This is a genomic window from Herbaspirillum sp. FG34, from assembly GCF_057809315.1.
The window spans coordinates 197,807-214,817 of sequence record NZ_JBMDJS010000005.1; the positions used below are offsets into that span (position 1 = coordinate 197,807).

General features: G+C 60.8%; 22 protein-coding genes. 6 read left to right on the forward strand and 16 right to left on the reverse strand.

All coding sequences use genetic code 11. The features are described from left to right. Positions 1-5: 5 nt before the first annotated feature. A complete protein-coding gene (locus tag ACODSZ_RS08800) occupies positions 6-515 on the reverse strand; it encodes a flavin reductase family protein (RefSeq protein WP_008325604.1) in 510 nt (169 codons plus the stop codon). Positions 516-726: 211 nt separating this feature from the next. On the opposite strand from ACODSZ_RS08800, the gene msrA reads away from it, so the two are divergent. Then, positions 727-1,260 carry a peptide-methionine (S)-S-oxide reductase MsrA gene (gene msrA / locus ACODSZ_RS08805; protein WP_008325606.1) on the forward strand — a complete coding sequence of 178 codons (534 nt, stop codon included), beginning with the start codon at positions 727-729 and terminating at the stop codon, positions 1,258-1,260. 95 nt (positions 1,261-1,355) lie between these two features. Here msrA and ACODSZ_RS08810 read toward each other — a convergent pair whose 3' ends face one another. The 6 genes from ACODSZ_RS08810 to purB all read right to left on the reverse strand — a co-directional run bounded on the left by ACODSZ_RS08810 (position 1,356) and on the right by purB (position 6,977). After that, the gene (locus ACODSZ_RS08810; protein ID WP_175342646.1) at positions 1,356-2,564 is read right to left on the reverse strand and encodes a class I SAM-dependent methyltransferase; all 1,209 of its coding nucleotides are present in this window, start codon (positions 2,562-2,564) and stop codon (positions 1,356-1,358) included. A gap of 57 nt (positions 2,565-2,621) precedes the next feature. Further along, positions 2,622-3,257, reverse strand: coding sequence for a pyridoxamine 5'-phosphate oxidase (gene pdxH / locus ACODSZ_RS08815; RefSeq protein WP_008325612.1), 636 nt, complete (start codon positions 3,255-3,257; stop codon positions 2,622-2,624). Between the two features lie 211 nt (positions 3,258-3,468). Then, positions 3,469-4,041: a YceI family protein gene (locus ACODSZ_RS08820; RefSeq protein WP_008325614.1), complete on the reverse strand. Its 573-nt coding sequence runs from the start codon at positions 4,039-4,041 to the stop codon at positions 3,469-3,471. A gap of 102 nt (positions 4,042-4,143) precedes the next feature. Beyond that, the gene (locus ACODSZ_RS08825; protein ID WP_488927413.1) at positions 4,144-4,716 is read right to left on the reverse strand and encodes a YceI family protein; all 573 of its coding nucleotides are present in this window, start codon (positions 4,714-4,716) and stop codon (positions 4,144-4,146) included. Positions 4,717-4,780: 64 nt separating this feature from the next. Then, a complete protein-coding gene (locus ACODSZ_RS08830; RefSeq protein WP_175342648.1) occupies positions 4,781-5,305 on the reverse strand; it encodes a cytochrome b in 525 nt (174 codons plus the stop codon). Between the two features lie 304 nt (positions 5,306-5,609). Beyond that, positions 5,610-6,977 (reverse strand): adenylosuccinate lyase, encoded by a 1,368-nt coding sequence (gene purB, locus ACODSZ_RS08835; protein WP_488927414.1) that lies wholly within the window; start codon positions 6,975-6,977, stop codon positions 5,610-5,612. 241 nt (positions 6,978-7,218) lie between these two features. Between purB and ACODSZ_RS08840 the strand changes: the two genes are divergently transcribed. Next, positions 7,219-7,833, forward strand: a complete 615-nt coding sequence (locus ACODSZ_RS08840; RefSeq protein ID WP_008325623.1) for a glutathione S-transferase family protein — start codon at positions 7,219-7,221, stop codon at positions 7,831-7,833. An 87-nt stretch (positions 7,834-7,920) separates the two neighbouring features. Here ACODSZ_RS08840 and bfr read toward each other — a convergent pair whose 3' ends face one another. From bfr to ACODSZ_RS08885, 9 genes are all read right to left on the reverse strand, one after another. Further along, the gene (gene bfr / locus ACODSZ_RS08845; protein ID WP_008325625.1) at positions 7,921-8,400 is read right to left on the reverse strand and encodes a bacterioferritin; all 480 of its coding nucleotides are present in this window, start codon (positions 8,398-8,400) and stop codon (positions 7,921-7,923) included. Positions 8,401-8,679: 279 nt separating this feature from the next. Then, a complete protein-coding gene (locus ACODSZ_RS08850; RefSeq protein WP_008325633.1) occupies positions 8,680-9,096 on the reverse strand; it encodes an ExbD/TolR family protein in 417 nt (138 codons plus the stop codon). Continuing rightward, positions 9,096-9,827, reverse strand: a complete 732-nt coding sequence (locus ACODSZ_RS08855; RefSeq protein WP_039786252.1) for a MotA/TolQ/ExbB proton channel family protein — start codon at positions 9,825-9,827, stop codon at positions 9,096-9,098. Before ACODSZ_RS08855 ends, ACODSZ_RS08850 begins: the two co-directional genes overlap by 1 nt. Positions 9,828-9,920: 93 nt before the next feature. Further along, positions 9,921-10,619, reverse strand: a complete 699-nt coding sequence (locus tag ACODSZ_RS08860) for an energy transducer TonB (protein WP_008325637.1) — start codon at positions 10,617-10,619, stop codon at positions 9,921-9,923. Positions 10,620-10,628: 9 nt separating this feature from the next. Beyond that, positions 10,629-10,856 carry a (2Fe-2S)-binding protein gene (locus ACODSZ_RS08865; RefSeq protein WP_008325638.1) on the reverse strand — a complete coding sequence of 76 codons (228 nt, stop codon included), beginning with the start codon at positions 10,854-10,856 and terminating at the stop codon, positions 10,629-10,631. Between the two features lie 46 nt (positions 10,857-10,902). Further along, complete coding sequence (locus ACODSZ_RS08870; protein ID WP_008325640.1) at positions 10,903-11,223, reverse strand: hypothetical protein; 321 nt, start codon at positions 11,221-11,223, stop codon at positions 10,903-10,905. A 98-nt stretch (positions 11,224-11,321) separates the two neighbouring features. Beyond that, positions 11,322-11,510: a hemin uptake protein HemP gene (gene hemP, locus ACODSZ_RS08875; protein ID WP_008325641.1), complete on the reverse strand. Its 189-nt coding sequence runs from the start codon at positions 11,508-11,510 to the stop codon at positions 11,322-11,324. Positions 11,511-11,729: 219 nt separating this feature from the next. Next, complete coding sequence (gene mnmA, locus ACODSZ_RS08880) at positions 11,730-12,836, reverse strand: tRNA 2-thiouridine(34) synthase MnmA (RefSeq protein WP_488927415.1); 1,107 nt, start codon at positions 12,834-12,836, stop codon at positions 11,730-11,732. Between the two features lie 57 nt (positions 12,837-12,893). Beyond that, a complete protein-coding gene (locus ACODSZ_RS08885; protein WP_008325648.1) occupies positions 12,894-13,382 on the reverse strand; it encodes an NUDIX hydrolase in 489 nt (162 codons plus the stop codon). 167 nt (positions 13,383-13,549) lie between these two features. Here ACODSZ_RS08885 and ACODSZ_RS08890 point away from each other — a divergent pair, with 167 nt between their 5' ends. From ACODSZ_RS08890 to ACODSZ_RS08905, 4 genes are all read left to right on the forward strand, one after another. Further along, positions 13,550-14,665, forward strand: a complete 1,116-nt coding sequence (locus ACODSZ_RS08890; RefSeq protein ID WP_175342649.1) for a Re/Si-specific NAD(P)(+) transhydrogenase subunit alpha — start codon at positions 13,550-13,552, stop codon at positions 14,663-14,665. Positions 14,666-14,749: 84 nt separating this feature from the next. Continuing rightward, positions 14,750-15,112 (forward strand): aspartate 1-decarboxylase, encoded by a 363-nt coding sequence (gene panD, locus ACODSZ_RS08895; RefSeq protein WP_006461708.1) that lies wholly within the window; start codon positions 14,750-14,752, stop codon positions 15,110-15,112. Positions 15,113-15,172: 60 nt separating this feature from the next. Further along, entirely contained in the window at positions 15,173-15,487 is a 315-nt protein-coding gene (locus ACODSZ_RS08900; protein ID WP_006461707.1) for an NAD(P) transhydrogenase subunit alpha part 2, read from the forward strand. Next, the gene (locus ACODSZ_RS08905; RefSeq protein ID WP_309985369.1) at positions 15,484-16,923 is read left to right on the forward strand and encodes an NAD(P)(+) transhydrogenase (Re/Si-specific) subunit beta; all 1,440 of its coding nucleotides are present in this window, start codon (positions 15,484-15,486) and stop codon (positions 16,921-16,923) included. The genes ACODSZ_RS08900 and ACODSZ_RS08905 overlap by 4 nt, the downstream gene beginning before the upstream one ends. Positions 16,924-17,011 lie beyond the last annotated feature (88 nt).

The following is a 17,011-nucleotide window of genomic DNA, read 5'->3' on the forward strand; positions in this document are numbered from 1 at the left end:
GGTGTTCAGAATGTTTCGGTCTTGACGAAGCGGCCATTGTGGAAGACCAGGGCAGCCTTCGGATCGACTTCGCAGTGTTCGACTTCACCGACGAAGATGACGTGGTCGCCTTCCGGGTACTGGCTGCGGTTGTGGCATTCGAACCAGGCCGAGGCGCCATCCAGCACGGGCTGGCCGGTGCGCGAGAGTGAGTAGGGCACGCCTTCGAAGCGGTTTTCCATCTTGCTGGCGAACTGTTGCGCCAGATGTGCCTGGTCGGCGCCGAGGATGTTGATGACGTAATGCGAATTGCCGGAGAACACCGGCAGGCTGTTGGCGCGCGTACCCAGGCTCCACAGCACCAGGGGCGGGTCCAGCGAGACCGAGTTGAAGGAGCTGGCGGTCAGTCCCAGCAAGCTGCCATCGGCCAGTCGGGTGGTGATGACGGTGACGCCCGTGGCGAACTGCGACAGGGCCTGGCGAAAGTGCGCCGCGTCGAACTGACGCGCTTCGGCGCGGGGGAAACGTGTGTGCATCGGGAGTCTGGTTGGAGGTCGAAGCGCCCGGTATTTGCCTTGCGGACAGCCGGTCAATGCGCAGAGATGCACATGATAGCGGATCGCGCGCAGTCTTGCCGTGCCGTCCGGTCACGGTTGCCTGGCAGCTTGACACTGCTTCACATCGACCGCACCTGAAGCACTGAATTGGGGTAAAGTTTGGCAACAAGCAACTTAACGGGAGAACATCATGGCCACGGAAATTGCAGTACTGGGCGGCGGTTGCTTCTGGTGCCTGGAAGCGGTCTACCAGCAGGTCAAGGGCGTGCAGTCGGTGGAGTCCGGCTATACCGGTGGCAGCGTCGCCAATCCCAGTTATGAACAGGTGTGTGGCGGTCAGACCGGGCATGCGGAAGTGGTCAAGCTGGCCTTCGATCCGCAGCAGATCAGCTTCCGCGAGATTCTGGAAATTTTCTTCACCATCCATGATCCGACCACGCTCAACAGACAGGGCAATGACGTGGGCACGCAATATCGTTCAGTTATTTACTATCAGGACGACATCCAGCACGACACGGCCAGACACATCATCGCCGAGATGGCGCTGGTATGGGATGCCCCCATCGTGACCGAACTCTCGCCGCCGCAAACCTATTACCGTGCCGAGGACTACCATCAGAACTACTTCGTGCAGCATCCCTTCCAGGGCTACTGCGCCTTCGTGGTGGCGCCCAAGGTGGCCAAGTTGCGGGAGGTGTTTGCCGAGAAGAGCAAGCCTGAATAAAGCCTCGCTGCGCATCACTACGTACCACGTATGACGTACAACGGGCCTGCCCCCGGAAGAGGGCAGGCCCGTTGCTTCATGGGGCTGGCGAATGCTTATTGTTGTGCGTAGATGTACTTGCGCGACCAGGGCAGCTGCTGTGCGCTGCGGCCGGCCTTGGTGCAGATGACCTGATGCAGCGAAATCCAGTCACGTTCGAAACCGTAAGCACTGCCGGCCAGGTAGACGCGCCAGATGCGGTAGCGCTTCTCGTCGGTCACGCGATGGATGGCCTCGGCATTGGCTTCGAAATTGTCGGCCCAGATACCGCAGGTGCGGGCATAGTGGCGCCGCAGGTTTTCCACGTCAAAGGCTTCCAGTCCGCCTTCCTGCATGGTCCGTAGTACCGTGCTGATGTGCGGCAGTTCACCGGCGGGGAAGACGTACTTGTCGATGAACTCACCGGCGCCATAGGGCGACTCGCCATTCTCGATGTCGGTGCTGGTGATGCCGTGGTTCATGGCCATGCCGCCATCGGCCAGCAGCTTCCTGATCTGGGCAAAATACGTCGGCAAATTCTTGATGCCCACATGCTCGAACATGCCCACGGAGGTAATGCGGTCGAAGGTGCCGGTGACGTCGCGGTAGTCCTGCAGGCGGATTTCGATGCGGTCGCTGAGACCGGCCGCTTCCACCCGCTCACGTGCCAAGGCGTACTGGTTCCTGGAGAGCGTCACCCCCACGCAGCGCGCGCCAAATTTCTGCGCCGCCCGCAATACCAGCGCGCCCCAGCCGCAGCCGATGTCGAGCAGGGTCTGGCCGGGCTTCAACTGGATCTTCTGCAGGATGTGGTCGATCTTCTTGAGCTGGGCCGTGGCGAGGTCCTCGTCGCCGTTCTCGAAGTAGGCGCAGGAATACACCATGTTCTCATCCAGGAACAACTTGTAGAAGTCGTTGGAGACATCGTAGTGATACTGGATGGCTTCGGCGTCGCGCTTCTTGGTGTGCGTCACGTTGCGCACCATGCGGCCCAGCCGGCCCTCGGCCTTGAGGGTGTTGGAAGCCAGGCCGTTGGCGACCTGAATGATGCTCTTGACCTTGCCCTCGACCTCGATCTTGCCCTCGACGTAGGCTTCGCCCAGGTTGGCCAGCGAGGGCGTGAGCAGTGAAGTGATGGCTGAGGCATGAGGAACCTTGAGCGTGACTTCGGGCGTGCCGCTGCTGAAGTCGTAATGCTGTCCGTTCCATAGCTCCAGCCGCAGTGGCAGGGCCGACACGTTGCGAATGTTTTCTACCCAGGCGTCTAGCTTCTTTTCCCAAAACACGATGTCCTCCGCGTCAGTGATGAATGCTGTACGGCCCTGCCTGGCATGGGGATGTCGTCAGGGCTGCAGGCGCTGCCGTTGCCACTGGCCCGCATCGGAACGCGTATAGAGCACGCGGTCGTGCATGCGGGAGGGGCGGCCTTGCCAGAATTCAATGCGATCGGGAATCACGCGGTAACCGCCCCAGTGCTGCGGACGGGTCGGATGCTCCCCGAACTGTTGCTTGGTCGTTTCGTATTGCTGCTCCAGTGCCTCGCGGCTGGCCACGGTCCGGCTCTGCTGCGAGGCGATCGCGCCGAGCTGGCTGGCCAGCGGGCGACTGTAGAAGTACGCGTCGCTTTCTTCCATGCTCACGCGCTCGATCTTTCCTTCGATGCGGACCTGGCGTTCAAGTTCTACCCAGTGGAACAGCAGCGCCACGTAGGGATTTTCCGCTACATCGACGCCCTTGCGGCTGTCGTAGTTGGTAAACCAGGTAAAGCCCTGCGCATCGAACTGCTTGATCAGCACGATGCGCGAAGAAGGCCGCCCATCGGCCCCGACGGTGGCCACGCTCATGGCGTTGGGCTCGGGGACCTGGGCCTTGGTCGCTTCCTCGAACCAGACGGCAAACTGGTCTATCGGGTCGGCGGCCGTGTCGACTTCGGACAGGCTGGCGCGGCTGTAGTCTTTACGTAGGTCTGCTAACGACATGCTTCTTGCTCCTTGGGGAGTGGCGCTAGATTAGCGCGTTTCAAAATGTTTTGCAGAGCAGCAAAACGGCGAATGCGAGCCATTGTGCGGCCTGGCAGCCGATTGCTCCATGATCGCAAGCAAGGCACGCCAATAAAAAAGCCGATGCATTATCGCATCGGCTTTCACGCCTGGCCTGGGCGGAACCAGGTCCCGCCCGTACCGGGAAAGATCAGTTGGTCTTGATGGCTTCGACCTGGATGGCCAGCTTGGTCTCCATCGAGAAGCCATATTTGGCACCGTAGTCGATACCGAAGTCGGCGCGGTTGAAGGATGCCGAGGCATCGCCGCCACAGACTTCGCGCTTGAGCATGGGATGCTGGATGCAGGTGAACTTGTTCAGGGTCAGGGTGACCGGCTTGGTCACGCCGTGCAGGGTCAGCTTGCCTTCGACCGTGGCCGGCTTGTCGCCGTTGAACTTGATCGTGCCCTTGTATTCGGCGGTGGGGTACTTGGCGACGTCGAACATGTCGGCGCTCTTGGCGTGATCGTTCATCTTGGCCATGCCGAAGTCGATCGAGGCGGTGTCGACAATGATGTCCACGGTGCCGGTCTTGGCGGCGCGATCCAGGGTGACGGTACCGCTGGTCTTGTCGAACTTGCCGCGCCAGATGGACACGCCCATGTGGTCCGCTTCAAAGCTGGGATAGGTGTGGCTGGGGTCGATGCTGTAGGTGTCAGCCGCGTTGGCGGAGACGGCGGCAGTGGCCGTGAGCAGAGCGAGCAGGAGGTGATTCAGTTTCATGTGTATTGATTCCTTGAGTGAGAAAAACCGCTGGGGAGCCCGCCCCTTGCAGGGCGGTGCGTCATGGCGCGGAACGACTTCTTGTGATGTTGTCGGGTCGAATTACTGGGCGACGATGTGGAACTTGATGCTCACCTCATCGGCCACCATGCCGGTATCCTTCCATTCACCTTCGCCGATGTTGTAGGTCAGGCGCTTGATGGGGAGCACACCGTCGAAGACTTGCGCAGCACCGTCCTTCTTGACGGTCAGCGGGAAGCTGACATCGGTGGTCTTGCCCTTGATGGTCAGCTTGCCGGCCACGTCATACTTGCCTGCCCCGGCGGCCTTGATGCTGCTGCTCACGAAGCTGGCCTTGGGGAACTGGGCGGCGTTGAACCATTCCTTCTTCTGCACTTCCTTGTTGTACTCGGCTTCACCCAGGTCGAAGCTGGAGACGTCGATGTCCACCGAGGCCTTGCCCTGTTCCGGCTTGGCGGCGTCGAAGTCGATGGCGGCGTTGATCTTCTTGAACTTGGCATCGACCGGCACGTTCAGTTGCTTGAAGGTGGCGACGACAGTGCTCTTGGCGGCATCCACCTTGAGCGGGGCCGCCTGGGCGGAGAGGGTGAAGCAGGCCGTGGCGAGGGCCAGCAGGGTGGGCTTGAGGAAGCGGAGGGAGGAAGTGGCGGTCATGTCGGGTTCCGTAAAAAAAACGAGCAATATGAATGTTCTTGCGTAACAAGCGGCTTGCAGGGCATCAGGGCAGCATGCGCTTGAAGATATTGTCGCGATCGATGAACTGATGCTTCAGCGCAGCCAGCACGTGCAGGGCAAAGGCGGCCAGCAGGGTCATGTTGAGCCAGTAGTGCACCTCCTTGAGCAGCGGCTTGAGCTCAGGGCTGGGGGCCATGAGCACCGGCAGCGGCACCACGCCGAGATACACCACCGGAACGCCCGCAGAGAGGCTGTAGAAATAGCCCGAGACCGGAATGGCGAACATCAGCACATACAGCCCCAGGTGCAGACCATGCGCGGCCGATTGCTGCCAGCCCGGCATGTTGGCCGGATAGGCCGGGGCCTTGTGCGTGAGACGCCACAGCAGTCGCACGCAGACCAGGGCCAGCACGGTCACGCCCAGCCACTTGTGCCAGGAAAAATACTTCAGCTTGGTCGGCGTCAGGCCGGGAATGTTGACCATGGTCAGTCCCAGACCGAAGGCGGAGATGATCAACAGGGCAATCAGCCAGTGCAGCAGCACGGCGGGTTTGGTATAGCGTTCCATAGGATGTGGCGAGCGTAGGTGGCATTTGGAGCGGCTGGCTCTGCAATGGTTCTGCAGGCGGGCGGGCCGGGCTGGCGTCGAGAAATCCCGAAAGATTCCTGGCGGCAGGCGATCATGCCACTTTTTTTGACCTTGCCGAGTATAAAGAGCTTTGGCTGCTCGCATTACTCGCTGAAATGGCACTTCAGCCGTCCGGTTTTGCGAGTAATCCTAAGAATGCTTCACTATTTTGATGGCATAAATGAAAAATGGCGCACATTGCTGTGCGCCATTCGTTCAGTTTGTGGATCTTGAAGAGGAACGATCAGATTTGCTTGGCCAGTTCCACGGCGGTGCCGATGTAATTGGCCGGGGTCATGGCCAGCAGATGATCCTTGGCCTCTTGCGGGATGGCCAGGCCATTGATGAAGTCGCGCAGAGCGTCCTTGGAGATGCCTTTGCCGCGGGTCAGCTCCTTGAGTTGCTCATACGGATTCTCGATGCCATAGCGGCGCATGACGGTCTGTACCGGCTCGGCCAGCACTTCCCAGGTGGCGTCGAGGTCGTCGGCCAGGCGTTGCGGATTCACTTCCAGCTTGTTCAGGCCGCGCAGGCAGCTGTCGTAGGCCAGCAGGGTGTAGCCGAAGCCCACGCCGATGTTGCGCAGCACGGTGGAATCGGTCAGGTCACGCTGCCAGCGCGAGACCGGCAGCTTCTCGGCCAGGTGCTTCAGGACCGCATTGGCCATGCCCAGGTTGCCTTCGGAGTTTTCGAAGTCGATCGGATTGACCTTGTGCGGCATGGTCGAGGAGCCGATTTCGCCGGCCTTGGTGCGCTGCTTGAAGTAGCCCAGGGAGATGTAGCCCCAGATGTCGCGGTTCAGGTCCAAGAGGATGGTGTTGGTGCGGGCCACGGCATCGAACAGCTCGGCCATGTAGTCGTGCGGCTCGATCTGGATGGTGTAGGGGTTGAAGGTCAGGCCCAGGCGCTTTTCCACGACATCCTTGGAGAAGGCGGCCCAATCGGTCTGCGGGTAGGCCGACAGGTGGGCGTTGTAGTTGCCCACGGCACCGTTCATCTTGCCCAGGATCTCGACGGCGGCGATGCGCTTGGCTGCGCGTTGCAGGCGCGCCACGACGTTGGCCACTTCCTTGCCCAGGGTGGTCGGGCTGGCCGGCTGGCCGTGGGTACGCGAGAGCATCGGCACGGCGGCGTGTTCGTGGGCCAGCGCGGTGAGCTTGGCGATGACGGCTTGCAGCGAGGGCAGCAGCACGGTGTCACGCGCGGCCTTCAACATCATGCCGTGCGATGTGTTGTTGATGTCTTCGGAGGTGCAGGCGAAGTGGATGAATTCGGAAGCGGCCACCAGTTCGGGCACATCCTTCACTTTTTCCTTGAGCCAATATTCGACCGCCTTCACGTCGTGGTTGGTGACGGCTTCGATTTCCTTGATGCGGGCGGCGTCGGCTTCGGTGAAGTCGGCGGCCAGCTTGTCCAGCAGCGCGCGGGCGCTGGCCGAGAACGGCTTGATCTCGGCAAAACCGGCTTCGGACAGCGCTTGCAGCCAGGCAATCTCGACCTTCACGCGATGGTGCATGAAGCCCGCTTCAGACAGCAGCGGACGCAGTTGATCGGTCTTGGAGGCGTAGCGGCCATCCAGCGGGGACAGGGCCGAGAGAGCAGAGAGGGACATGATGGAAAAGATGAAAACGGATGAGATGCGTTGACTGAAGATTGGCGAGTTTTGGCAGGCTTTTGTGCCAAAACCCGAACCGCCCGAGCCAGGCATTTTACCATCGGCACGCCGGACGGCCCAATTTTCCCGTCCGGTGCGGTCCGCAGGGACCGTTGCTTTCCGTTCCTGGCTTGATTCTTCATAAATTTGTCAGGAAATGCGAATGTTATAATCGAACGAGATCATTACTCCACACGCTATGCTAAAACTCATCGGCTCCAATGCCAGTCCGTTCGTGCGCAAGGTGCGCGTCGTGATGGCCGAAAAAAAGATCGATTACGAATTCCTCCTGGAAGATGTCTGGAGTGCATCGACCACCATCCAGGAAAGCAATCCGCTGGGCAAGGTGCCCTGCCTGTTGATGGATGATGGCGGTGCCATGTTCGATTCGCGGGTGATCGTCGAATACCTCGATACTCTCACGCCGGTAGGCAAGCTGCTGCCGCCGAACGGTCGCGAACGCGCCGAGATCAAGTGTTGGGAGGCGCTGGCCGACGGCGCGCTGGATGCGGCCGTGCTGGTACGTCTGGAAAAGACCTTGCGTCCAACCAAGCAGCAGAGTCCGGAATGGATCAAGCGTCAATGGAGCAAGGTCGAGGCGTCGTTGAAGGCGATGGCCGATGGCCTGGGGGAAAAGCCCTTCTGCGTGGGCAACCACTACACCCTGGCCGACGTGGCCGTGGGTTGTGCACTGGGCTGGCTGGCATTCCGTTTCCCGGACCTGGCGTGGCGCGAGGATCATCCCCAGCTGGCACGCCTGTTTGACAAAGTGTCGGAACGGGCCAGCTTCAAGGAGACCGTGCCGCATCTGTGAGGCATGGCAACATTGCCGTCCTGGTGATGGACCCATGAAAAAAGCGCGCCCGGATGAGCGCGCTTTTTGTTTGCCCGGGGCTGGCGATTACTCGCTGGCCGGGGACATCTGGCTTTGCAGGTAATTCTGGATGCCGACCTTGTCGATCAGATCCAGTTGGGTTTCCAGCCAGTCGATGTGTTCTTCGGTGTCGTCCAGGATCATCTGGAACAGTTCGCGCGAGACGTAATCGCCATGCTGCTCGCAGGTGGCGATGCCTTCCTTGACGGTCTTGTGGGCCGCCTGTTCCAGCTTCAGGTCGCATTGCAGCATTTCCTGGGTGTTTTCGCCGATCATCAGCTTGTGCAGCGCTTGCAGATTGGGCAGGCCATCGAGCATCAGGATACGGTCGATCAGCTTGTCAGCGTGCTTCATTTCGCCAATGGATTCGGCGTATTCCTTGGCGCCGATCTTGTCCAGGCCCCAGTGCTTGTACATGCGCGCATGCAGGAAGTACTGGTTGATGGCGGTGAGCTCATTGGTCAGTTGAGCATTGAGCAACTTGATGACTGCGGGATCGCCTTTCATGGGGATTACCTTTAAAAATGATGTGAGAGGAAAACCGCGTTAATTATGGGTGACGTATAGCTGCCGGACCGCGGACGGTCGGATGATAGTCGAGTTGGTTTGATTGTTCATCAAGAATTAGCAGTAATCATTCTTACCTTGATTGTCTCGTTGACTGACAATCAAAAAAAACCTCCCTCGCGACGCGAGGGAGGTTTTCCGGGAGCAGGCCCGCCTGGCAGGCGCATGCGGGGATGCGCCTTGCCGGGCAGCAGTCCCTGGTGGGCTTGCGACGGGGGATTACTTCTTGTCAGGATCGGTCACGAAACCGATCTTGGTCAGTCCCCCGGATTGCACGGCCGACATCACCTGCGCCACCTTTTCATATTGGGTGGTGCGCTCGGCGCGCAGGTGGATTTCGGGTTGCGGCTGCTTTTGGGCCGCTGTGGCGATGCGCACGCTCAATGCGCTGCTGTCGATCTTTTCCTCATTCCAGAACACGTTGCCGGCCGCGTCGATGGAAAGATTGATGCTTTCCGGCTTGACCTGGTCCGGCTGGCTGCTGGCCTTGGGCAGATCGATCTTGACCGCATGGTTCATCACCGGGATGGTGATGATGAAGATGATCAGCAAGACCAGCATCACATCCACCAGCGGCGTGGTATTGATCTCGGGATTGAAATCGTCGTCCGAATCGGACAGGGAACCCATGCCCATCATGCTCTCCCAACGGCGGTCAGCTTGGCCTTGCCGCCATTGGGCTGGCCATCTTCACCGGCCGCGCGGGCACCGGTGACGAACAGGGCATGCAGGTCGAAGCCGAACTTGTTGAGCTTGGCGATGGTGGTCTTGTTGCCGCGCACCAGAGCGTTGTAGCCGAAGGTGGCGGGAATGGCCACGGCCAGACCCAGGGCGGTCATGATCAGGGCTTCGCCCACGGGACCGGCGACCTTGTCGATGCTGGCCTGGCCGGTGGTGCCGATGGACACCAGCGCGTGGTAGATGCCCCAGACGGTACCGAACAGGCCAACGAAGGGTGCGGTCGAGCCGACCGAGGCCAGCACGGCCATGCCGGTCTGCAGCTTGCCGGAGGCTTCGTCGATGGCCTGGCGCAGCGACAGGGTGACCCAGTCGCTCACTGACAGCTGGTCATGCAGGTGACCCTTGTGGGCGGTGTGGTGGCTCATGGCGGTAACACCGGCCTTGGCCACTTCGGCGAAGGGATTGTCATGACCCAAGGTGGCTACGCCTTCCGGCAGGCTGGTGGTATCCCAGAACTGGTGACCGGCAGCGGCCGAGGCCTTGCGGAAACGCAGCAGCTGGAAGGCCTTGGTGAAGATCACGTACCAGGACGCAATCGACATGGCCAGCAACAGGACGGCGACGCCCTTGGTAACGAAATCGCCTTGGGCCCAGAGGCTTTCCAATCCGTACGGACTAACTTCCATGATGTTTCCTTCTATTTTTGGCTATCAGATGGGGAATGATGAAACGAAATGACTGCCTGGCCGGGAAAACCCCGGCCAGGCCAGATGCTTTGCTCAGTTCAGGCGGAAGGCCAGGCTGCCGACCGTGCTGACGGTGATCGCACGGCCGTTTTCGATGTACGGCTTGAAGACGGCACGCATGATGGCGTTGCGGGCAGCATCATCCAGGCGCGAATAACCGGAAGACTTGGTGATCTCGACCTTTTCGGCACGACCGCTGGTGTTGACCGTCACGCGGAACTCCACTACGCCTTCTTCACCCATGCGGCGCGAGACGCTGGGATAGGTCGGGTTGGGCTTCTCGATGTATTCGATGCCGGAGGTGATCTGCTTGGGCAGTACCGGGCCGGGTGGGGCGGCCGGGGCCGGGGTCGGTTCGGCGGCCACCTGCGGCGCGGGCGCAGCCGGTTGCGGCGGCTGGGGCGGTGCGGTGATGGCGGTCGGGGCCGGGGTTTCGGTCACCGGGATCGGTTTGGGCGGGGTCACGACCTTCTTGACGATCTTCACCGGTTTGGGCGGGGCCGGCTCGGCCTTGGGCGGCGCGGGTTCGGGCGCCTTCTCGGGGACGATGAAGGTGGCGATCACTTCCTTGGGGACGGCGCTGGCAACCTGGTGGACCAGGCCGCTTTGCAGCGCCCAGAAAAAGGCGATGTGCAACAGGATGATCAGGCCCAGGGGGCCGATCTTGCGTGCCTGGCGCATCAGGGCGCTGGGTGGGCTGATACTCATGAGAGACGGTGAAATGGCGTTCATTGATCTGAATCAGGCGGCGACCAGCGAGGGATGGAACACCATCGGACGCGCACCTTGCTGTGTTTGACGGGAACTGCTGAGGCATTCGCGCAGGACGTTCTTGGCGCAGGAATGGCATTTGCCGCAGCAAGTCCCCACGCCAAGCTGCTTGCGCAGCTCGGCCATGGAGGTCATGCCTGCGTCGACCGCCTGATGGATCTTGCCTTCAGAGATGTTGTTACAAACACATACGATCATTTTACGCCTTGCTGCCTGCTTCATCAGGCTCTTGTCTTGACGATGGCTAGGATCTCGCTCCTGCAACCATGCGCGAGAAGAAGTTGAATTTTTCCTGCGGCGGCATCGTCCGTTCCACCACATGCGCCCACTGTTCCGACAACTGCTGGCAGGTCGCCCGCAGCACCGGTGCCAGATTGGGCAAATCCGCCAGCGCCTTCAGGTGTCTTTCGATCACCGAAGCCAGCTTCACGCAGCTCTGCGTTTCCTGGCTGTTGTTGGCGGTGTAGTGCGACATCAGATGCAGCACGGCGGACACCAGAAGTTCAGGCTGGGCCGGTGCGTTGCTCGGTTCCACGAATGTGGACGTCATGTTCTCGTTGACCATCAAACTCTCCTCGCTGGGCTAGCTTGGCTGGCGGTGCGTCATGACGGACGACACTGGCTGGCCTGTTTATGGATCCACCTGGTCTTGATGCTGCCGGCTTACGCCGTCAGGATCAGCTTGTTCAACTGCGTCAGCCGCAGCTTGTAGATGCGACCGCCATGATCGATCTCCAGTTCGCGCATCTGACGGAACAGGTCCGTGCTCTTGATGCGTGTGATCGGAGTCCCGTTGGCGGTCGTGCCCGGCTTGTTGCGACGGTCCATGCTGTTGTCGTTCAGTTGGCTCATTACAATCACCTCCTATTAAATGCGAACAATTCTTATTTAGATTATTTGCGATTTGCGGCGGGATTGCAAGTCCTTTTATCGCCCTGATTGATAATTTTTATCATTTAGGGTCTTGCGGGAAACACTTCAAGGCTAACAAGGCTGTCAAGCTTGCCCAAAAGAAAACGCCCCGCCGCGAAGTTCGCGCACGGGGCGTTCAAGAATTGCCTTGATGAAAGATCAGTCCGGCAGGGCAGCGCTTTCGATGATGCCGCCACCCAGACAGACGTCGCCGTCGTACAGCACTGCCGACTGTCCCGGGGTGACCGCCCATTGCGGCGTGTCGAAGGCCAGCGAGAAGCTGCTGCCGGCGTCGGCAAAGCCACAGGGTACGTCAGCCTGGCGGTAGCGCGTCTTGGCCGACAGTGCCGGCAGTTGCGGCGCGTGGCCGGCCACCCAGCTGATCTGTCCGGCCGACAGCGTCGGCGAGAGCAGCCAGGGATGCTCATGTCCCTGGACGATATAGAGGGTGTTGTTGTCCACATCCTTGCGCGCCACGTACCAGGCATCGCCATGGCCATCGGCGTTCTGGTGCGCCTTCAGGCCGCCGATGCCGATGCCCTTGCGCTGGCCCAGCGTATAGAAGGACAGGCCCACGTGTTCACCCACGGTCTTGCCATCGGCGGTCTTGATGGGGCCAGGCTTGTAGGAAAGATAACGGTTCAGGAATTCACGGAAAGGCCGCTCGCCGATGAAGCAGATGCCGGTCGAGTCCTTCTTCTTCGCATTGGGCAGTTGCAACTGCTCGGCGATCTTGCGCACTTCGGTCTTGTGGATCTCGCCCAAGGGGAAGACGGTGCGCGAGAGTTGCTCCTGATTCAGGCGATGCAGGAAATAACTCTGATCCTTGCTGGCGTCGAGCGCCTTGAGCAGCTGGAAGTCACCCAGCGGCCCCTGGCGCACTCGCGCGTAGTGGCCGGTGGCGATCAGGTCGGCGCCCAGCTTCATGGCGTGATCGAGGAAAGCCTTGAACTTGATCTCGGCATTGCACAGTACATCCGGATTGGGCGTGCGGCCAGCCTGGTATTCGCGCAGGAATTCGGCGAAGACGCGATCCTTGTATTCGGAAGCAAAATTGACTGCCTCGATATCCACCCCGACCACATCGGCCACGCTGACCGCGTCGATCCAGTCTTCGCGGGTGGAGCAGTATTCCGAATCGTCGTCATCTTCCCAGTTCTTCATGAACAGGCCGATGACTTCATAGCCCTGTTCCTTCAGCAGCCATGCCGATACCGACGAATCCACGCCGCCCGACATGCCGATGACTACTCTTTTCTTGCTCATGTTGTTTCCGTTCAATGCGGCCTCCCGTAAAGAGGTCCGCCAGGTGATGCGCCCGCGTCAGGCGGGCAGGGTGCCGATGGCGCTGGGATCCGTATGCACCAGTTCCAGCGCTGCGCGCTGGCCGGCCAGGTAATCGTCCACGCAACGCAACACCAATGGGCTGCGATGTCGTCCGGCGCAGGCCGCCAGTTCGTCGCGTGTCATCCAGACGGCACGCACGATGCCCTCGTCCAGCGGCCGGTCCAGGGCCTCGCCGACCGTTCCCGCAAAGGCAAAGCGCAGGTAGGTGACCGACAGGCCACCGCGCGAGGACGACACGTTACGCGAAAGATAAGTCCCCACCAACGCCGTGGGTGTGAAGACATGCGCCGATTCTTCCAGCGCCTCGCGGACAGCCGCCTCGATCAGGGATTCGCCCGGTTCCAGATGGCCGGCCGGCTGGTTGATGCGCAGCCCGCCGGCGCTATGTTCTTCCACCATCAGAAAGCGCCCGTCGCGCTCGATGATGGCGGCTACGGTGACAGAGGGTTTCCAGACTTCAGACATTGATGACCTCGTGAATCCCTCATTTTACCCTGTCGAGGCCCATTCTTCAGCGCCAGCGCCGCTGTGGCGCGGCATCGCGCGGCTTTCTTGCAGGCTGGACAATTTCTCGCCCGGCAAGGCGAGTCGTGTAAGATTGGGCCAAGAATCCACAAAAAAAGGAGTGAGGAATGAGGATAGCGATCCCCGCCGAAAGCCGGGACGGAGAAACCCGTGTCGCCGCCACCCCCGAAACCGTCAAGAAACTGGTGGCGGCCCGGCACGAAGTGATGGTGGAGTCCGGCGCCGGGGTGAAGTCCAGCATTCCCGACGAGGCCTATGTGGCCGTCGGTGCCAGCATCGGCAGCGCCGAAGCCGTCTACACCGCCGAGATCCTGCTCAAGGTGCGCGCTCCCAATGAGGCCGAACGGGCTCGCCTCAAGCCGGGCACCGTGGTCATCGGCATGTTGAATCCCTTCGATGCCGACAACATCGCCGCCATGGCCGCCGCCGGCCTCACCGCCTTCGCTCTCGAAGCCGCACCCCGCACCACGCGCGCGCAATCGCTGGACGTGCTGTCCTCGCAGGCCAACATTGCCGGCTACAAGGCCGTGCTGATGGCCGCCAACACCTATCAGCGTTTCATGCCCATGCTGATGACAGCAGCCGGCACCGTGAAGGCTGCGCGCATGTTGATCATGGGCGCCGGGGTGGCGGGCCTGCAAGCCATTGCGACGGCCAAGCGCCTGGGGGCGGTGATCGAGGCTTCCGACGTGCGTCCGGCGGTCAAGGAACAGATCGAATCGCTGGGCGCCAAATTCCTTGACGTGCCCTTCCTGACCGAGGAAGAAAAAGAAATTGCCCAGGGCGTGGGCGGCTATGCCCGCCCCATGCCTGCGGACTGGATGAAGCGCCAGGCCGAGCTGGTCCACGAACGCGCCAAGCAGGCCGACATCGTCATCACCACCGCCCTGATCCCCGGCCGCAAGGCACCGGTGCTCATCAGCGAAGACACGGTCAAGGCCATGAAGCCCGGTTCAGTGATCCTGGACATGGCAGTCGACCAGGGCGGCAACTGTCCCCTGTCGGAACCCGGCAAGACCGTCATCAAGCACGGCGTGCACATCATCGGCGAAGGCAATCTGGCGGCCCTGGTGGCAGCCGACGCCTCGGCGCTGTATGCGCGCAACGTGCTGGATTTCCTCAAGCTGATCATCGACGCCGAGGGCAAGCTGGTCATCAACAAGGAAGACGATATCGTCGCGGCCACGCTGCTCTGCCAGGGCGGCGAGATCCTGCGCAAATGAATCTGCCGGCCCGGGTCGGCAGAAAACCCGGGCGTTTAGCCCCCCTCAAGTCCATTACATTCAGAATCAAGAAGGAAGAAGTCCATGCAACGCATCATGCTGCGCGCCAAGATCCATCGCGCCTCGGTCACCCAGTGCGACCTGAACTATGAAGGTTCCTGCGGGATCGACGAAGACCTGCTGGAAGCGGCCGACATCCGCGAGTTCGAGAAGATCGAACTCTACAATGTCAACAATGGTGAACGTTTCTCCACCTATGCCATTCGCGGCAAGCGCGGCAGCGGCGAGATTTCACTCAATGGCGCGGCTGCCCGCCTGGCGCACCTGGGCGACCTGCTCATCATCTGTACCTATGCCCCGATGAGCGATGAAGAAGTCGCCACCTACAAGCCCAAGGTGGTCTTCGTGGACGACAAGAACCGCATCACCAGCCTCAAGGCAATCTGACCCTCGACAAGAACCATGCGGCCCGTTTCACCGGCGGGCTGCCTCACAAGGAGGAACACCATGGAAGTCAGCCACACCATCATCAACCTGATCATCTTCGTGCTGGCCATCTACGTCGGCTACCACGTGGTCTGGACGGTGACCCCGGCCTTGCACACGCCCCTGATGGCGGTGACCAATGCCATCTCGGCCATCATCATCATCGGCGCCATGCTGGCGGCGGGCCTCACTGAAGGCACGGTCGGCCGCATCGCCGGCACGCTGGCCGTGGCGCTGGCGGCGGTCAACGTGTTCGGCGGCTTCATGGTGACCCAGCGCATGCTGGAAATGTTCAAGAAGAAAGAGCCCAAGGCCAAGTCGGGAGAACAAGCATGAGCATGAACCTGGTGACCCTGCTGTACCTGATCGCATCGATCTGTTTCATCCAGGCCTTGAAGGGCCTCTCGCACCCGGCCACGGCGCGTCGTGGCAACAGCTTCGGCATTGCCGGCATGGTCATCGCGGTGCTGACCACGTTGGCGCTGATCGTCAAGCTCAAGGGCGAGGGCGGCAATCCTTCCGGCGACATCGGTTACCTGCTGGTGGCCGGTGGCGTGATCGTCGGTGGCGGCATCGGCGCCTATCTGGCGCGCAGTGTGGAGATGACCAAGATGCCCGAACTGGTGGCGGCGATGCACTCGCTCATCGGTCTGGCGGCGGTCTGTATCGCGGTGGCGGCAGTGGCCGAGCCGTGGGCGCTGGGCATTTCGGCGCACGGGCAGCTGATCCCGGTGGGCAACCGGGTGGAACTGTTCATCGGTACCTTCGTGGGGGCCATCACCTTCTCGGGTTCGGTGATCGCCTTTGGCAAGCTCTCGGGGAAGTACAAGTTCCGCCTGTTCCAGGGTGCGCCGGTCAACTTTGCCGGCCAGCATTTCCTGAACCTGCTGCTGGCGGTGGCCATGATCGGCTTCGGCATCATCTTCGTGCTGACGCAAAACTGGCTGCCCTTCATCATCATGGCCGCCATCGCCTTTGCGCTGGGCGTGCTCATCATCATCCCGATTGGCGGGGCGGACATGCCGGTGGTGGTCTCGATGTTGAACAGCTATTCCGGCTGGGCAGCGGCGGGTATCGGCTTCTCGCTGAACAACTCCATGCTGATCATCGCCGGTTCGCTGGTGGGTTCGTCCGGCGCGATCCTGTCCTACATCATGTGCAAGGCGATGAACCGGTCCTTCTTCAACGTGATCCTGGGTGGCTTTGGCGGTGAAGCGGCCGCCGCCGGTGGTGGGGCGCAGCAGCAGCGCAACGTCAAGTCGGGATCGGCCGACGATGCAGCGTTCCTGATGGGAAATGCAGAAACCGTCATCATCGTGCCGGGTTACGGGCTTGCCGTGGCACGTGCGCAGCACGCACTGAAGGAATTGACCGAAAAGCTGACCCACAACGGCGTGACCGTGAAATACGCGATCCACCCGGTGGCGGGTCGCATGCCCGGCCACATGAACGTGCTGCTGGCTGAAGCCGAAGTGCCGTATGACCAGGTGTTCGAGATGGAAGACATCAACAGCGAATTCGCCCAGGCCGACGTCGTGCTGGTGCTGGGCGCCAACGATGTGGTCAACCCGGCGGCGAAGGATCCCAAGTCACCCATTGCCGGCATGCCGATCCTGGAAGCCTACAAGGCCAAGACCGTCATCGTGAACAAACGCTCCATGGCCGCCGGTTATGCCGGCCTGGACAATGAACTGTTCTACATGGACAAGACCATGATGGTCTTTGGCGATGCCAAGAAGGTCATCGAGGATATGGTCAAGGCGGTGGACTGAGTCTGGTCTGCTCCAGCAGAAATGAAAACGGGCTGCGCAGTGATTGCGCAGCCCGTTTTTCTTTGCTTCCGCCCAGGCGGAGAGTGCC

Excerpts from the sequence above, each read along its gene's own strand:
- msrA (WP_008325606.1), top strand. The coding sequence starts at position 727 with ATGGCCACGGAAATTGCAGTACTGGGCGGCGGTTGCTTCTGGTGCCTG.
- mnmA (WP_488927415.1), bottom strand. The coding sequence starts at position 12,836 with ATGAGCAAGAAAAGAGTAGTCATCGGCATGTCGGGCGGCGTGGATTCG.
- ACODSZ_RS08885 (WP_008325648.1), bottom strand. The coding sequence starts at position 13,382 with ATGTCTGAAGTCTGGAAACCCTCTGTCACCGTAGCCGCCATCATCGAG.
- ACODSZ_RS08870 (WP_008325640.1), bottom strand. The coding sequence starts at position 11,223 with ATGGTCAACGAGAACATGACGTCCACATTCGTGGAACCGAGCAACGCA.
- ACODSZ_RS08825 (WP_488927413.1), bottom strand. The coding sequence starts at position 4,716 with ATGACCGCCACTTCCTCCCTCCGCTTCCTCAAGCCCACCCTGCTGGCC.
- ACODSZ_RS08890 (WP_175342649.1), top strand. The coding sequence starts at position 13,550 with ATGAGGATAGCGATCCCCGCCGAAAGCCGGGACGGAGAAACCCGTGTC.
- ACODSZ_RS08800 (WP_008325604.1), bottom strand. The coding sequence starts at position 515 with ATGCACACACGTTTCCCCCGCGCCGAAGCGCGTCAGTTCGACGCGGCG.
- ACODSZ_RS08850 (WP_008325633.1), bottom strand. The coding sequence starts at position 9,096 with ATGGGCATGGGTTCCCTGTCCGATTCGGACGACGATTTCAATCCCGAG.
- ACODSZ_RS08900 (WP_006461707.1), top strand. The coding sequence starts at position 15,173 with ATGGAAGTCAGCCACACCATCATCAACCTGATCATCTTCGTGCTGGCC.
- ACODSZ_RS08840 (WP_008325623.1), top strand. The coding sequence starts at position 7,219 with ATGCTAAAACTCATCGGCTCCAATGCCAGTCCGTTCGTGCGCAAGGTG.
- ACODSZ_RS08820 (WP_008325614.1), bottom strand. The coding sequence starts at position 4,041 with ATGAAACTGAATCACCTCCTGCTCGCTCTGCTCACGGCCACTGCCGCC.
- ACODSZ_RS08905 (WP_309985369.1), top strand. The coding sequence starts at position 15,484 with ATGAGCATGAACCTGGTGACCCTGCTGTACCTGATCGCATCGATCTGT.
- purB (WP_488927414.1), bottom strand. The coding sequence starts at position 6,977 with ATGTCCCTCTCTGCTCTCTCGGCCCTGTCCCCGCTGGATGGCCGCTAC.
- hemP (WP_008325641.1), bottom strand. The coding sequence starts at position 11,510 with ATGAGCCAACTGAACGACAACAGCATGGACCGTCGCAACAAGCCGGGC.
- panD (WP_006461708.1), top strand. The coding sequence starts at position 14,750 with ATGCAACGCATCATGCTGCGCGCCAAGATCCATCGCGCCTCGGTCACC.
- pdxH (WP_008325612.1), bottom strand. The coding sequence starts at position 3,257 with ATGTCGTTAGCAGACCTACGTAAAGACTACAGCCGCGCCAGCCTGTCC.
- ACODSZ_RS08830 (WP_175342648.1), bottom strand. The coding sequence starts at position 5,305 with ATGGAACGCTATACCAAACCCGCCGTGCTGCTGCACTGGCTGATTGCC.
- ACODSZ_RS08855 (WP_039786252.1), bottom strand. The coding sequence starts at position 9,827 with ATGGAAGTTAGTCCGTACGGATTGGAAAGCCTCTGGGCCCAAGGCGAT.
- ACODSZ_RS08865 (WP_008325638.1), bottom strand. The coding sequence starts at position 10,856 with ATGATCGTATGTGTTTGTAACAACATCTCTGAAGGCAAGATCCATCAG.
- ACODSZ_RS08860 (WP_008325637.1), bottom strand. The coding sequence starts at position 10,619 with ATGAACGCCATTTCACCGTCTCTCATGAGTATCAGCCCACCCAGCGCC.
- bfr (WP_008325625.1), bottom strand. The coding sequence starts at position 8,400 with ATGAAAGGCGATCCCGCAGTCATCAAGTTGCTCAATGCTCAACTGACC.